The sequence below is a fragment of the Pedobacter gandavensis genome (assembly GCF_032678465.1).
GTDB lineage: Bacteria > Bacteroidota > Bacteroidia > Sphingobacteriales > Sphingobacteriaceae > Pedobacter > Pedobacter gandavensis_B.
Map to the genome: position 1 here is coordinate 54,600 of NZ_JAVTSK010000007.1, position 14,809 is coordinate 69,408.

Below are 14,809 nucleotides of genomic sequence, written 5' to 3' on the forward strand. Positions count from 1 at the left end.
ATAATAATGGTGCTTTAAAGACCCGAAAAATAAGGAATATTAACCTTTTAAACGTAAAAGAGTTTTAAACATTATCAGTCGCTATTATTTAGCATATGAAATTGTATACATTTGTTCAAATGAGCGATTTATGCTAATTTTTTTCCTGAATCTGGGATCAGGTTTTCAGAAAATTTATTCTTTAGATGCTTTTAACTGTTTCATTTGGGTAAATTTTTCTTTACAGCGAAAGGTGATTAGAGAATAGCGCCACCATTAAATTATAAAAAACTAAATTTGTCATCACAAAAAAAACACTATGAATTTTAGAACTGAACACGATACCATGGGTGAAGTGCAGGTGCCTGCCGATAAATATTGGGGGGCTCAAACCGAACGTTCACGTAATAATTTTAAAATAGGTCCGGAAGCCTCGATGCCAAAGGAAATCATACATGCTTTTGGCTATTTGAAAAAAGCGGCAGCCTTGGCAAATACAGAATTGGGTGTATTGACCGCCGAAAAAGCAGCATTAATTGCTTCCGCCTGTGATGAAGTTATTGCAGGTACTTTAGATGAGCAGTTCCCTTTAGTGATCTGGCAAACAGGTTCTGGAACACAAAGTAATATGAATGCGAATGAAGTGATTGCCAATCGTGCTCACGTGATTAATGGTGGTACACTTGCTGACGCGATTAAGGTTTTGCACCCGAATGATGATGTGAACAAATCACAGTCTTCAAATGACACTTATCCGACGGCAATGCATATCGCTGCATATAAACAAGCGGTAGAAATTACGATTCCCGGACTGGAAAAATTACGTCAGACTTTAAGTGGAAAAGTAGCAGAATTTGGTGATATCGTTAAGACGGGGCGCACCCACTTTATGGATGCTACTCCATTGACATTGGGACAGGAATTCTCAGGATATGTACAACAAATTGACAACAGCATTAGAGCTATCAAAAATGCATTAGTGATGATCTCTGAACTTGCGCTTGGTGGTACGGCTGTAGGAACAGGTTTGAATACACCTAAAGGATATGATGTATTGGTGGCCGCTAAAATCGCTGAGCTGACCGGACTTCCTTTTGTGACTGCTCCTAATAAGTTTGAGGCTTTAGCAGCACATGACGCTATGGTGGAATTGTCTGCGGCTTACAAACGTACTGCTGTGGCATTGATGAAAATTGGTAACGATATCAGAATGCTGAGCTCTGGTCCGCGTTGTGGTATTGGTGAAATCATCATTCCTGATAATGAGCCAGGATCTTCTATTATGCCTGGGAAAGTAAATCCAACACAACCAGAAGCATTAACGATGGTGTGTGCGCAGGTAATGGGTAATGATGTAACTGTTGGTATTGGTGGTAGTAACGGTCATTTCGAACTGAATGTGTTCAAACCTGTGATTGCAGCTAATGTTTTACAGTCGGGCCGTCTGATTGGTGATGCCTGCGTTTCATTTAACGATAAATGTGCAGAAGGAATTTTACCAAACCTACCAGAAATCAAAAAACACCTGGAGAATTCTCTAATGTTGGTGACGGCTTTGAATCCTCATGTGGGCTATGAAAATGCGGCTAAAATTGCTAAAAAAGCTCATAAAGAAAACAAGACCTTACGCGCTGCTGCAATTGAATTGGGTTTACTTACTGGCGAGCAATTCGACGAGTGGGTACGTCCTGAAGATATGGTGGGCAGTTTAAAATAATTATTATAAATACCCGGATATGTGGAAATTGATGTTGTCCCTTTTATTGATTGTAGGTTTGTTTGCTGCATGTAGCAGATTGCCGAATGTACAAGGAAGAGGTGAGGCTTTTTTGCAGGGTGTTTGGAATCAGGATAGTATTGCACATAAAGATCAATTGCTGAACTATACTCAGCATAAGTTTAAATTTACCTGTGATTCATTCTATGTAGATTTAACGACTTATTCTAAGGTGAATTACTATTCTGATTCTTGTTTTAATAATGGGGTTTGGAAGGAGTATGCCAAAGGAGTTTATGAGGTTCGTAATGATAGTCTGATCCTGGAAGGCACCTATACCAAGGCCAATTATAAACAAAAGGTGACCGGTTGCTATCAGATCGGAAGATATGTGAGAAGCTTTTTTGTCAAGTCTTTTGAGCCTAATAAATTGTCTCTGGTGAATGCCAGTGATCAAAGGGAATGCAATTTGGTCTTGAAAGAAAAGATCATTTGTGAACCTAAATCATTGTAAATGAAGAGTCGGTACTAAAATCTCGCCTTAAATAAACCTGAGCGCGTTGATTACCAGAACTTGAATTCTTGCAAATAGCGTTGTAAATATGTATTTTAATAAGAAAAACGCCCTCTAAATATTAATTCTAATGAATACAAAATCGATCAAAAGATCTTTAAAAGTAGCCTTAACCGTAGCGGTTATGGCATACCTTCCTTTAAATGCAAATGCATGGGGAATGCTTGGACACCGTATTGTTGGGCAGGTAGCAGAAAGTCATCTGACTAAAAAAGCCATGAAAGGGGTAAGAAGTGTGTTAGGTACAGAAAGTTTGGCAATGGCTAGTAACTGGGGGGATTTCATTAAATCTGATACTGCGTACAATTATCTGTACAATTGGCATTTTGTTAACCTTCCAGCTGGATTGGATAAAGCAGGAGTATTTAACTTTCTGGACTCAGATCATGAGGCTAATGTTTACAATAAGACACTTGAGATGGCTGCCATCTTGAAAAATCCGGCAAGTACTCCCGATCAAAAAGTATTGGCCATGCGTATGCTGGTTCATATGGTCGGTGATTTAAACCAGCCTATGCACACTGCACGTAAGGAAGATCTTGGTGGCAATAAAGTATATCTGACCTGGTTTGGGGAGAAATCTAACTTGCATAAGGTTTGGGATGAGGCGTTAATCGGTTATCAGCAATTGAGCTATACAGAGTATGCAGATGCCATTAATCATCCGACTAAAGATCAGTTGACGACCTGGAAAAGTAATTCCTTAAAGGATTTCGTATATGGTTCTTATGAAGCCTGTAATAGAATTTATGCAGAAACTAAACCAGAATCTAAATTAAGTTATAAGTATAATTATGATTTCGCAGGACTGTTAGACATACAACTGTTAAAAGGTGGAATTTGTTTAGCCAATATTCTGAACGACATTTATAGCTAAGAGATATGAAAATATTAATGGTTTGTCTGGGCAATATTTGTCGCTCTCCTTTAGCGGAGGGGGTGATGCGTCATTTAGTGGAAGAGCAAGGCCTGGACTGGCAGATTGCTTCTGCCGGGACCGGTGATTGGCACATTAATGAGCCTGCCGATAGAAGAAGTATTGCGATTGCGAAAAAGCATGGATATGACATTTCTAAACAAAGAGCCAGGCACTTTAATGCAGATCATTTTGATGCATTCGACAAAATTCTGGTCATGGATCAGCAGAATCAAAAGGATGTATTGAGACAAGCGGATGAGGTACATCAACGCGAAAAAGTAATGCTCTTTTTGCCAGATGATCTGGAAGTAACAGATCCTTACTTTGATGATAAGTTGTTTGAACCCGTGTTTTTGCAAATTGAAGCCCGTTGTAAGCAAATCATTGAAGAGCTTAAAAAAGAATCTTAATCATTTCCCATTGACCATTATGGAATCTCCTAAACTGTTTATGTTAATGTTGGGTTGTACACCTGCAAATCGTCGGATTGAACAGCATGATATGTTCTTTTCTATTGGAACAGCTTTAAGTGGTTTGAAACAAGAAATTCTTGATTTCTGGCCTGAAGCAGGAGAGAAGATTCATGTGGATGCCTGGCGTGAAGTAAATACAGTGAATGGGTACCATGTTGAGGTGGTTCCTTCAGGTACCGTTAAAGAAAAACAGCAGAAGTTGTTTTTTATGAATCTTGGAGGGTATAAGCCGAATGAGTTTGATGAACCACATTATAAAATGTTGATCGTTGCTCCTGATATGGCAAATGCTATTCAGCAAGCAAAGCAAACTGCATTTTATAAGCATACCGGCTTTGAAGGTGCAAGCTCTCATATCGACGATAAATACGGTGTAGATGTGGATGAGGCCTTTGAGGTTGTAGATGTGCTTCCTGAATTCCTTAAGCATCATTACGAGCTTAAAATCACTTTAAAGGAAGGCCTGGTTGAGGATGAGATCCATCTGGGTTATTTTAAGTTGAGTAGGCTCTAGGCGGGAATAGAACCTAAGAAATTGAGTTAAATGAAAAAGGGAGTTTTTCTTCGAAGACTGGTGAATATTTGCGTTTCAGCAAAAATTCGCGTCTGAAAGGACAACTCCCTTTTTTGCACTGATTTTATTTATACCCCAAATTCTTTATCAAGGTAATCCGTTACTTTAACGATCGCATTGTCAATGGTATCACTTAAAATAGTGAAGAATGAACCAGGACGAGCCGTTGCCATAATGTATTTCAGACAATCATCGCCATTGTTATTGATGATGATATCCATATCAGGTTTAACCTCACGAATTCCTGTAATCAGTATATCAATCAGTTCTTGTGCTGGTCTGCCACGCAGGTATTTCTCCTGACAAATGATAATCTTATCAAACATTTGGGCCGAAATCCTGGCAATCTCTAAGTTATCGGAATCTCTTCTGTCACCTGTAGCAGAGATGACTCCGATATGAGCTGTAGCATCAACACTTTTCAAATAAGATTTGATGCCATTAAATCCGTCAGGGTTATGTGCAAAATCAACCATGATCTTAAACTCCTTGAACTTGAAAGTATTCATTCTTCCGGGGGTTTGTGCAGCCGAAGGAATGAAAGTCTGTAGCGACATTCTGATGTCTTCAATTTTATATCCCCAAAGGAATGTAGCAAGTGTTGCTGCCAACACATTCTGGATCATAAAGTCGACGCTACCGCCAAAGGTTAATGGTACATGAGTTACTTTTTCTACTCTGATTTTCCAATCCCCTTTTTTAACCGTAATGTAGCCGTTTTCATAGATGGCCGCAATACCACCTGCTTTACAATGTTCTACAATAACAGGGTTTTTCTCGTCCATACTAAAATAAGCGATGTTACAATCTGCAGCATTGGCAATTTTGATACAATACTTATTGTCAGCATTTAATACGCCCCATCCAGTTCTTTTAACAGCACCTATGATCACAGATTTTACCCTTGCCAAATCATCCAAAGTGTGGATGTCCGAAATGCCAAGATGGTCTTCCTGAATATTGGTAATGACGCCAATATCGCAATGGTTGAAGCCCAGCCCAGCTCTTAAAATTCCACCTCTGGCAGTTTCCAGAACGGCAAACTCAACAGTCGGATCCCGCAGGATGAATTCTGCACTTACTGGCCCTGTAGTATCACCTTTCATTAACATGGTATTTTGGACATAAATCCCATCTGAGGTGGTGAAACCAACCCTGGTTCCATTGCTTTTCACAATATGCGCAATCAATCTGGTGGTAGTGGTTTTGCCATTGGTTCCTGTTACCGCAATGATTGGAATTCTCGTAGATTTTCCCGGAGGATATAACATATCAATCACCGGAGCCGCTACATTTCTAGGCAAGCCTTCACTAGGTGCAAGGTGCATTCTGAAGCCAGGTGCGGCATTCACTTCTAAAACTACTCCTCCATTTTCCGTCAACGGTTGTGTTAAGTTTTCAGCCATGATATCAATACCACAGATGTCAAGTCCAATCACTCTGGAAATGCGTTCACTGATGAATACATTTTGGGGATGAACAAGGTCGGTAACATCAATTGATGTCCCTCCAGTACTTAAGTTTGCCGTAGATTTCAGGTAAACAATTTCTCCCTGGGGAGGAACACTGTCCAGTGTATAATCTTTTTTCGCTAATAAGTCGAGCGTGTCTCTGTCTACACTGATTTCAGTCAGTACATTTTCGTGTCCATAGCCTCTTCTTGGATCAAGATTTTCTTTGTCGATCAATTCCTGAATATTCAGCTGGCCGTTTCCAGTCACATGTGCAGGGACGCGCAGTGCTGCAGCTACCATTTGATGGTCGATCACCAGGATTCTGAAATCGTAACCGGTGATGAATTTTTCTATGATGACCTTTTTTGAATACTGTTGTGCATATTCAAAAGCGGCTTTTGCAGCTTCATCTGTCTTTACATTGATGGTTGCACCTTTTCCATGATTTCCATCCAAAGGTTTGAATACCATTGGGTAGCCTACCTTTTGAATTGCGTTTTCCAGATCTGCAGGATCCCAGATCGTGACTCCTTTTGCGACAGGAATCGCTGAATCCTGAAGTAAACGCTTGGTTTCGTCTTTATTGCAGGCAATGTCTACTGCTATGGAATTTGTCCTTTCGGTCATGGTTGCCCGGAAACGAACCTGATTTTTGCCATATCCCAATTGTACCAATGAGCTTTTATTTAGCCTGATCCATGGAATATCTCTTGAAATGGCTTCATCTACAATAGATCCTGTACTCGGGCCTAAACGTTCCAGTTCTCTAAGCTCACGCATCCTGTGAATGTCATGTTCCAGGTCGTAATCCTTACCAGCAATTAATGCCTCTGCAATTTTGACCGCAGCTTCAGCAGCATAAAGTCCCGCTTTTTCTTCTAAATAACTGAAAACAACATTGTAAATTCCTTCGGTTTTAGTCTGGCGTGTTCTGCCAAAGCCGGTGTCCATTCCTGCAAGTGTCTGGATCTCCAGGGCGATATGCTCAATGACATGTCCCATCCAGGTACCTTCCTCAATCCTCATGAGTAAGCCTCCAGGTTCTCCTTTTGAACAACGATGTGTATACAAACTAGGTATTAATTTTTCGATTCTTTCTCCAAATCCATCTATCAAATTGGTAGGATACTGTTCCATCTCTTCCAAGTCAAGTCGCATTTGAATTAATTTTTTTCTTTTGATAGACCATATGTTCGGTCCGCGTAGCACCTGTATGCCTAATATTTTCATTCTAGATTTGTTATTTTGTGTTGGTAGTGACCATATTATGGGGAAGTTTTCAGTTTCTTGTATAGGGTCGAACGGAGATATTAAAGTAAGGATTTTTTCCGAAAGATTAATGACGTGTCAGATTAAATCTGAGTAATATTATTTGGGCGAATTAACGGACGGATTATTGTACTAAACCCGAATGTTTATAAGGGACTAATATTGTTAAATAATTCATTGATATTGAGCATTACCCTATATATTTGAAATTTAGCAACGAAAAATTTTATAATGACTCCGAAGGGTAAACTAATAATTATAGGTGGTGCAATTAACACAGGAAGTTTTACAGAAACGACTTTCGGATTGCCTCAGAATATGAATTTCTTTGAAAGAGGAATTCTAAAGAAAATTACGACGGAATCTATAAAAGGTACAACATCTCGTTTTGAAATCCTGACCACTGCTTCTTTAATCCCTGAAAAAGTGGGCGAGGAGTATATCAAAGCATTTGCGCAATTGGATGTTCAGAATGTGGGGGTATTAAATATTACGAGCAGAGAACAGGCGAATTCGGAAGAGAATTGTGCCCGAATTAAAGCCGCTGATGTGATTGTATTTACTGGAGGTGATCAATTGCGTTTATCTTCTATTTATGGCGGGACGGCTATTCATCAGATTTTACTGGACAAATATCAGCAGGAGCCAGTGGTTATTGCAGGAACTTCGGCAGGTGCTGCAGCAAGTTCGAAAAATATGATTTACCAGGGTAGTAGCAAGGATGCTTTGCTGAAAGGCGAGGTTAAGATTACAGGAGGATTAGGTTTTATCGATGGTGTAATTGTGGATACTCATTTTGTTCAAAGAGGAAGAATTGGAAGGCTATTGTATGCCACGGCAAGTAATCCAGGTATTCTTGGAATCGGATTGGGAGAAGATACCGGATTATTTATTTCCGAAGGAAACGTGATGGAGGCTATTGGTTCTGGTATGGTGATTCTGGTAGATGGAAGAAATATGACCGATACTAACCTGACTGATGTAGTTATGGGACAGCCAGTTTCTATCAGCAACATGACTGTTCATGTCATGTGTGATGGTGACATCTATGACCTAAGTTCTCATAAATTGACTATCCATCACCCAAAGGTGCTTCCGATAGATTAACAAGAGTTCAAACCCCAAATTATTAGAATGAAAATTATTATTCATGGCGGCTTCTTTAGCGAGTCTGAAACCAACCAGGAAACAAAAAAGGCGAAGCAGGAAGCGCTATCGGCTATCATTGGCAAATCTTATACTTATTTGAATACCCATACTGCATTGGAAACCGTCGTGTATGCGGTGAGTTTACTTGAAGACGATCCGCTTTTTAATGCTGGCTTGGGTTCACAGATTCAAAGTGATGGGCAACTGAGGTTAAGTGCTTCATTAATGGATGGTAAAAGCCAAAAATTTTCTGGGCTAATCAACATTCAAAATGTCAGAAATCCAATTCAGGTTTCTGAAAAGCTTTTGGCCTATGATGACCGCGTATTGAGTGGCGAAGGTGCATTGAATTTTGCCCGGCAGCAAGGATTTGATTTTTTTGATCCGATCATCCCCCAGCGGCAACAGGAATATGAACATAAGTTAGCACAGTCTTCCCGAATTGGTACGGTAGGCTGTGTTGCTTTAGATGCAAATGGAGATCTGGCTGCGGCTACTTCTACAGGAGGTAAAGGGTTTGAGATCCCTTGTAGGGTAAGTGACTCTGCTACTGTGGCAGGAAATTTTGCCAATGAATTTGCAGGCATCTCCTGTACTGGTGTAGGAGAAGATATTGTAAGCGCCGCACTCGCAGCAAAAATTGTGACCCGGGTGACGGATGGTTTTTCCTTAAAAAATGCCTGTGATAAATCTTTTGAAGAATTGAAAGTCTTTGATGGTTTTGCGGGGGTGATTGGAATTAGTGCCACTGGAGAAATTTACCATACCGATTCCCATCCCTATATGGTTTGGGCGTCATTTGATGGTAGTTTACAGGTGTTTAACTAAATTTGTTATATCTTTACCAGATGAATAAACTCTGTTTAGTTATTCTTTTCCTGTTTTTTTCTGGAAGGGTAATGGCACAAACTAATACTTTTCTTCCTCAGGAACCACCAGTAACGAGCGGAGCCATTAATATTGTCACCTCCAGTTTGGAGGAGGCTGATGGTAATACTTATTTTGCAGAGGCGCTGAAGAATGAAAAGAGAGGTGACCTGAATGATGCCCTGAATTTATACGCAAAAGCAGCATTTGAATTCAATACTTCAAAACTTTTTGTTCGTTACGGAGAAGCTTTACTGAAACTTGGCAATGTGCATTTGATGATGAATCATTATACTGAGGCTGAGCAGGTAGTTTTGAATGTTGCTTTGAAGAATTATTCCAAAATTGGCAGTAAAACAGGTCAGATGGAATCTTATTATCAATTGGGTAGGATTTATTTTGCAGCCAATAAATTAACACAGGCTCTTTGGTTCTATACCCAACAAGGTATCATTGCCAAACAACTCAACAATAACAGTGCTTATGTAGAGTCTGTTATTGGTATTGCTCAGGTGAAAATTAAGAAAAAGGAATATAACCTTGCTTTAAGAGACCTAAATAGAGCAGAGCAATTGTTAAAAACGACTAATAACGCACAATTGAAAAGTCGGATTAGGGAAGTAAGATCGCTAATTCCCTCAAAATTAGTCGCTAAGAAATAGAAGTTAAACCTAAAAAATTATCAATGTCCTTTGTATTTTTGTATAGGTTTTTTAACTACTTTTGATAAGTTTACAGAAAAGAGACGGTAAAAATACTGTCTCTTTTCTGTTTATTCGTGATATTGGTATCATATTAGTTGTGGATTATAAAATGGATTTTAAATTATTCAAAGAAATGTTAAAAAGAACATTACTGGTCATCTTTACCGCTGCTGTACTGGCATGCCAGGCTTCCCCTAAGCCACAACCATTAGTAAAGGGCGTAACTAATATTGTGCCCGATGAACGCCAGGCATTGGTAGTTAGGGAAGTGGTTGGTCTTATTGAAAACTACAACTACAAAAAAATAAAGCTCAATGATTCTATTTCTTCTTTAATTCTTGATAAGTATATTAAGGATTTAGATCCATATAGGTATTATTTTCTAGCTTCAGATATTAAGGATTTTGAACAGTTCAGGTATTCTTTGGATGATGATTTTAGAATAGGTGATCTGAGTGCTCCTTTTTACATCTTTAATGTTTATTTGAAGAGGTATAATGAGTGGCTTAATTATACCCTTGCCCAGGTAAAGGGTAAATATAATTTTGATGAAAATGATACTTATGTATTTGACCGTGAGAAAATGCCTTGGGAAACCAGCATTACGGGCTTACAGGATATCTGGAAGAAGAAGGTGAAATATGACCTGGTGAATTTAAAAATTGCGGGTACTCCAGCGGCAAAAAATATAGAAACACTGACAAAAAGGTATGAAAATCTAAAATCTCAGACTAATAAGGTCAATAATCAGGATGTTTTTCAACTGATTATGGATGCTTTTACAGAAACTATTGACCCGCATACCAATTATTTTAATCCAATAAATGCGCAACAGTTTAATGAAGATATGGCGCGTTCTTTCGAAGGAATCGGTGCAAGACTTAAACTGGAAAATGATATTCTGAAGATTGATGAGGTAATTCCTGGAGGCCCAGCTTTCAAGAGTAAGCTGTTAAGTGCCGGGGACAGGATTGTAGGCGTAGCACAAGGGAATGGTGAATTTGAAGACATTATTGGTTGGAGAATTGACAATTCCGTTTCTAAGATCAAAGGCCCTAAAGGCACCAAAGTAAGGCTGAAAATTATTCCTGCAGGTCGGGATCTTTCTTCTAAACCTATCATTATTGAATTAATGAGAGAACGTATTGTAATGGAAGATCAGTCAGCTAAGAAAACCGTGAAAACGATCCAGTCGGAAGGAAAGCCTTATAAAATTGGTATCATTAGAGTTCCTGCTTTCTACGCAGATTTTAAAGCAGCCAATGCGGGTGATCCCAACTATAAAAGTACTACCCGTGACGTGCGACTATTGATTGATACTTTAAAAAACAAAGATAAAGTGGATGCCATTGTCATGGATTTACGTGCAAATGGTGGTGGTTCGTTAGTAGAAGCAATTGACCTGACCGGACTGTTTATCGACAAAGGCCCGGTGGTACAGGTAAGAGATACAAAAAATGAAATAGAAGTAAATGAGGATACCAATCCAGGAGTGGCTTGGGATGGCCCACTGGGTGTAATGGTGGATCGTTTGAGCGCATCAGCTTCTGAGATCTTTGCAGGTGCAATCCAGGATTATGGAAGAGGAGTAATTATGGGTACCCAAACTTATGGTAAAGGGACAGTTCAGTCTTCTATTGATCTGAACAAACTGGTAAATCCTTCTCTGTTGCAAAGAATCGCCGCTTTGGTAAATAAGGATGCGAAAGTAACCATGACGACTAAAGACGGTGCGCCAATACAATTGGGACAGATTAATCTAACAATGGCTAAGTTTTACCGTGTGAACGGTAGTAGCACCCAACATAAAGGGGTAATGCCGGATATTCAATTCCCTTCCCTTTATCCTTTAAACAAAATTGGGGAAGATACAGAACCATCTGCTTTACCATGGGATGAGGTGCCTAAATCTAATTTTTCACCTGTAGCTAATCTGGCTCCATTGAAACCGGAATTGCAGAAATTGCATGAAGAAAGAATGGCGAAATCTTTGGATTACAAAACCCTGGAACAGGATATTGCGGATATGAAAAAACGCGATGGAGAAATCTCTATCACTTTAAATGAGGCAAAACTTAAAGCAGAGCGTGATAGTCTGGAGACAAAATCATTGGATAGAATCAATAAATTAAGAGCTTCTAAAGGACTTCCTGCAGTTAAAAAAGGGGATAAGGTAAAGAAAGAAGAGAATGTTGATTTTATTGAGGACGAAAGCTTACAAATCATGGCCGACTTAATAAGGCTTACTGATCCAAAGCAGACAGAACTGGTAAAAAGAACAACTACTCCGGTTAACTAAACTTCCGGATGTATATTATAAAAAAGGGTTGTCTATATGGACAACCCTTTTTTATTGCATTTAAATCAGCTTATCCTTCTTTTTCATCTCTGTTTTTCTGAATCTGCATGGCCATCATTTCTTTCATGGTTTTATTCATGCCTTCCGTGGAACCATCAAGAAACACCACATTGCCCTCACTGTTTTCTGCAAAGTGTTTGATTGATTCTGTCCACATGGTAAATAGGATCACGGAAATATCCAGATTTGCCTGCTCCATTTCCTGAGCTGCTTTGGTCATCCCGTGCGCTACTTCTGCACGGAATAAGGCGATTCCCTGGCCTCGCAATTGTGCCGCTTCTCTTTCTGCTGCTGCGGCAATTTTAATGGCATTACCATCTGCTTCTGCACCTTTTGTTTTAGTGATCAATAAAGCCTGACCTTCATTCTCTGCGGCTGCTTTTAGGTTGTTGGAAGCCACAACTCTACTCATTGAACGCATAATCTCTTCGTCAAAAGTAATGTCATTCAGTTGGAGATCCTGTAAATGATAACCCCAGCTTTCCAATACCTGGTCGATCTGGTGTTTTACATGATCTACAATTTCATTACGCTGCGCTAAAACATTCGCCTGTCTTTGTGTCGCAACGTAGGCCCTGATTGATCCCTCAATTGTTCTAATCAATGCCTGCATCAGGTTTGTCGCGTCCACAAATTTAAAAGCGACATTCTTGATGGTTTCTTCATCATGATTCAGCACAGAATACAACAACATCGCCTTAAAATAGACATTAGCCTGATCTTGTGTCACTGCCTGAAAAGAAAGCTCTACAGAGCGGTTTTGTATCGAGATTCTGGAGTGAATGTTTTCAAATAAAGGAATTTTTAAACTTAAGCCTGGTCTTAATAATCTTCTGTATTTTCCAAAAATTGTGACTACAGCAATGGTTCCCTGCTTTACGGTTACAAAGGAACTGATCAAAATAATGAGTGTAATAAACACTATAACGTAAAAGGTATAATTCATAATGAAGCATTTTTGGTTAACATCCTGGCTTCAAGGTACGAAGAATCTTAGCTATTTTTTACGTCCAATTTTACCGTTTTCAGAGAAGTCTAATTGATGGCCGGGAAAATCAGTATCAGTAAGGGTTTTGATCTTGTCAAATGCCGCATCTTGTTTGTCGATTCTGAGGCGATTAACTTTATCCTGTTTTACGGATATTACCTCTGCCGAGATAAAGTCCCCGCTGCTATTTAGTTTGATTTGCAGCAATGGAGCAATGCCATTGGGACCCTTTAAGCTAAACATTCCGTAAGTACAGAAGTTGCCCAGGCTATAGGCGATAAATTTGTTCTTATACAGCTCTACTGCCCTGGTAACATGTGGGCCATGTCCCAATACAATGTCGGCTCCGGCATCTATCACCGCATGAGCAAACTGATATACATTGCCACGGTTTTCGGCGTAGAATATTTCATTTTTTTTAGGGACGTGTTCAAATTTAGCACCTTCAGCTCCACCATGAAAGGAAACGATCACTACATCTGCTTGTTCTTTAAGGCTTGCTACCAATTCTTTTGCGGCTATAAGGTTATTGATCGAAACTGTGTTTTCATTTGGTGCAAAAGCACAGAATGCATATTTTACACTATCTATTTCAAAAATCTGAAAAGGATGAGATTGTAAGCCTGCGTAATTAATTTGCAGGGAATCCAATATTTCCACTGTACGTTTCCGGCCTTTATTCCCAAAATCACCAACATGGTTATTGGCAATACTGAGGACATTAAACCCTGCGCTTTTAACAATCCCAGCATAACGTTCCGGCATCCTAAAAGCAAAACAACTGTTTCCTATAGTATCTTTACATTTGGAAGATTTCCCAGTATTAAGAAAGCAACCCTCCAGGTTTCCGAAAACAACATCTCCTTTTAAATAAGATTCAACATCCTGAAAACTATTTACTGCATCGTCTGTAGGAAGATTCGCTTTGTTTGGATAGGCAGAACCCAACATGATATCTCCTACGGCTGTAATGGTAATCGTGTCTTTCTTAAGTCTAGTCGGAATGGTATCTATATGAGCGATTGAAGCAGGAGGAACACTGGCACGGTTACCTTCACAGCTAAACAACAATAGGGTTGATAAACAAAGTAAGACAAGCGTAGTTAATGATTTCATGGTTAAGTGGGTATTTTTATCATAAAAAAAGTCCTCCCAGAAAAATGGAAGGACTCAATATCTTTTTGTTTATGAAGGGTTATTCCTCCAGCAGGTCATTTTTTACGGGGTCAAGAATTCTGCCGCCCTTGTAAAAATACCTTGAATAATAAGGTTCGTTTAAATTACTAATGACTACTCCACGACTTGATGAAGCATGAGCAAAACGGTTGTCGCCAAGATAAATTCCGATATGCGTAATGCTGCGGCTTTTGATCTTGAAGAATACCAGGTCTCCTTCTTTTAGTTCGTCTTTCGGTAATGGGTCTACCATGCTAAAGATGTCACGTGAATTTCGGAGTATGGTGGTGTTGAAAACTTTATCGTAAATCGCTTTTGTAAAAGCAGAACAATCAATGCCTCTTTTGGTGTTTCCACCGAATCGGTATGGAGTACCAATCCATTCATAAATGAATTTGTAAAGTTTGATGTTAGAAGTTGCATCTACTGCAACGCCCATTACCTGAGAAAAATATTGAGAGGCTAAATTATCAGGATCTTCTAATTTGTTGGTTTCTTTTGATTTTGTCTGTGCTTGTACGGCTGAGAGGCTGCACACGACAATTAGGGTAGAAAACAAAAATTTTTTTATCATACTCTTAAGTTTGGGTAATAGACACTTACACTT

General features: G+C 39.3%; 13 protein-coding genes. 9 read left to right on the forward strand and 4 right to left on the reverse strand.

Annotation, left to right across the window (positions count from 1 at the left end):
* The first annotated feature begins 298 nt into the window (after positions 1 to 298).
* The 5 genes from fumC to R2Q94_RS14010 all read left to right on the forward strand — a co-directional run bounded on the left by fumC (position 299) and on the right by R2Q94_RS14010 (position 4,176).
* Positions 299 to 1,696 carry a class II fumarate hydratase gene (gene fumC, locus R2Q94_RS13990; protein ID WP_316822089.1) on the forward strand — a complete coding sequence of 466 codons (1,398 nt, stop codon included), beginning with the start codon at positions 299 to 301 and terminating at the stop codon, positions 1,694 to 1,696.
* Between the two features lie 19 nt (positions 1,697 to 1,715).
* Positions 1,716 to 2,210 carry a fumarate hydratase gene (locus tag R2Q94_RS13995; protein WP_316822090.1) on the forward strand — a complete coding sequence of 165 codons (495 nt, stop codon included), beginning with the start codon at positions 1,716 to 1,718 and terminating at the stop codon, positions 2,208 to 2,210.
* A gap of 130 nt (positions 2,211 to 2,340) precedes the next feature.
* On the forward strand, positions 2,341 to 3,147 hold the full coding sequence (locus R2Q94_RS14000) for a S1/P1 nuclease (protein ID WP_316822091.1): 807 nt from the start codon (positions 2,341 to 2,343) through the stop codon (positions 3,145 to 3,147).
* Positions 3,148 to 3,152: 5 nt separating this feature from the next.
* Entirely contained in the window at positions 3,153 to 3,599 is a 447-nt protein-coding gene (locus R2Q94_RS14005) for a low molecular weight protein-tyrosine-phosphatase (RefSeq protein ID WP_316822092.1), read from the forward strand.
* Positions 3,600 to 3,618: 19 nt separating this feature from the next.
* A complete protein-coding gene (locus R2Q94_RS14010; protein WP_316822093.1) occupies positions 3,619 to 4,176 on the forward strand; it encodes a DUF1543 domain-containing protein in 558 nt (185 codons plus the stop codon).
* A gap of 128 nt (positions 4,177 to 4,304) precedes the next feature.
* On the opposite strand, the gene cphA is transcribed toward R2Q94_RS14010, so the two are convergent.
* On the reverse strand, positions 4,305 to 6,920 hold the full coding sequence (gene cphA / locus R2Q94_RS14015; protein ID WP_316822094.1) for a cyanophycin synthetase: 2,616 nt from the start codon (positions 6,918 to 6,920) through the stop codon (positions 4,305 to 4,307).
* Between the two features lie 270 nt (positions 6,921 to 7,190).
* Between cphA and R2Q94_RS14020 the strand changes: the two genes are divergently transcribed.
* The 4 genes from R2Q94_RS14020 to R2Q94_RS14035 all read left to right on the forward strand — a co-directional run bounded on the left by R2Q94_RS14020 (position 7,191) and on the right by R2Q94_RS14035 (position 11,978).
* A complete protein-coding gene (locus R2Q94_RS14020; RefSeq protein WP_316822095.1) occupies positions 7,191 to 8,066 on the forward strand; it encodes a cyanophycinase in 876 nt (291 codons plus the stop codon).
* Positions 8,067 to 8,093: 27 nt separating this feature from the next.
* Positions 8,094 to 8,936, forward strand: a complete 843-nt coding sequence (locus R2Q94_RS14025; RefSeq protein ID WP_316822096.1) for an isoaspartyl peptidase/L-asparaginase — start codon at positions 8,094 to 8,096, stop codon at positions 8,934 to 8,936.
* A 20-nt stretch (positions 8,937 to 8,956) separates the two neighbouring features.
* Positions 8,957 to 9,637, forward strand: coding sequence for a hypothetical protein (locus tag R2Q94_RS14030; protein WP_316822097.1), 681 nt, complete (start codon positions 8,957 to 8,959; stop codon positions 9,635 to 9,637).
* A 175-nt stretch (positions 9,638 to 9,812) separates the two neighbouring features.
* Positions 9,813 to 11,978, forward strand: coding sequence for a carboxy terminal-processing peptidase (locus R2Q94_RS14035; RefSeq protein WP_316822098.1), 2,166 nt, complete (start codon positions 9,813 to 9,815; stop codon positions 11,976 to 11,978).
* Positions 11,979 to 12,048: 70 nt separating this feature from the next.
* Here R2Q94_RS14035 and R2Q94_RS14040 read toward each other — a convergent pair whose 3' ends face one another.
* From R2Q94_RS14040 to R2Q94_RS14050, 3 genes are all read right to left on the reverse strand, one after another.
* Positions 12,049 to 12,984: an SPFH domain-containing protein gene (locus R2Q94_RS14040; protein ID WP_316822099.1), complete on the reverse strand. Its 936-nt coding sequence runs from the start codon at positions 12,982 to 12,984 to the stop codon at positions 12,049 to 12,051.
* Positions 12,985 to 13,035: 51 nt separating this feature from the next.
* On the reverse strand, positions 13,036 to 14,142 hold the full coding sequence (locus R2Q94_RS14045) for a CapA family protein (protein ID WP_316822100.1): 1,107 nt from the start codon (positions 14,140 to 14,142) through the stop codon (positions 13,036 to 13,038).
* A gap of 79 nt (positions 14,143 to 14,221) precedes the next feature.
* Positions 14,222 to 14,776, reverse strand: coding sequence for a C40 family peptidase (locus tag R2Q94_RS14050; protein ID WP_316822101.1), 555 nt, complete (start codon positions 14,774 to 14,776; stop codon positions 14,222 to 14,224).
* Positions 14,777 to 14,809: the final 33 nt, after the last annotated feature.

What these genes read in the sequence shown, in the direction of transcription:
- fumC (WP_316822089.1), top strand. Translation starts at nt 299, where the DNA reads ATGAATTTTAGAACTGAACACGATACCATGGGTGAAGTGCAGGTGCCT.
- R2Q94_RS13995 (WP_316822090.1), top strand. Translation starts at nt 1,716, where the DNA reads ATGTGGAAATTGATGTTGTCCCTTTTATTGATTGTAGGTTTGTTTGCT.
- R2Q94_RS14000 (WP_316822091.1), top strand. Translation starts at nt 2,341, where the DNA reads ATGAATACAAAATCGATCAAAAGATCTTTAAAAGTAGCCTTAACCGTA.
- R2Q94_RS14005 (WP_316822092.1), top strand. Translation starts at nt 3,153, where the DNA reads ATGAAAATATTAATGGTTTGTCTGGGCAATATTTGTCGCTCTCCTTTA.
- R2Q94_RS14010 (WP_316822093.1), top strand. Translation starts at nt 3,619, where the DNA reads ATGGAATCTCCTAAACTGTTTATGTTAATGTTGGGTTGTACACCTGCA.
- cphA (WP_316822094.1), bottom strand. Translation starts at nt 6,920, where the DNA reads ATGAAAATATTAGGCATACAGGTGCTACGCGGACCGAACATATGGTCT.
- R2Q94_RS14020 (WP_316822095.1), top strand. Translation starts at nt 7,191, where the DNA reads ATGACTCCGAAGGGTAAACTAATAATTATAGGTGGTGCAATTAACACA.
- R2Q94_RS14025 (WP_316822096.1), top strand. Translation starts at nt 8,094, where the DNA reads ATGAAAATTATTATTCATGGCGGCTTCTTTAGCGAGTCTGAAACCAAC.
- R2Q94_RS14030 (WP_316822097.1), top strand. Translation starts at nt 8,957, where the DNA reads ATGAATAAACTCTGTTTAGTTATTCTTTTCCTGTTTTTTTCTGGAAGG.
- R2Q94_RS14035 (WP_316822098.1), top strand. Translation starts at nt 9,813, where the DNA reads ATGTTAAAAAGAACATTACTGGTCATCTTTACCGCTGCTGTACTGGCA.
- R2Q94_RS14040 (WP_316822099.1), bottom strand. Translation starts at nt 12,984, where the DNA reads ATGAATTATACCTTTTACGTTATAGTGTTTATTACACTCATTATTTTG.
- R2Q94_RS14045 (WP_316822100.1), bottom strand. Translation starts at nt 14,142, where the DNA reads ATGAAATCATTAACTACGCTTGTCTTACTTTGTTTATCAACCCTATTG.
- R2Q94_RS14050 (WP_316822101.1), bottom strand. Translation starts at nt 14,776, where the DNA reads ATGATAAAAAAATTTTTGTTTTCTACCCTAATTGTCGTGTGCAGCCTC.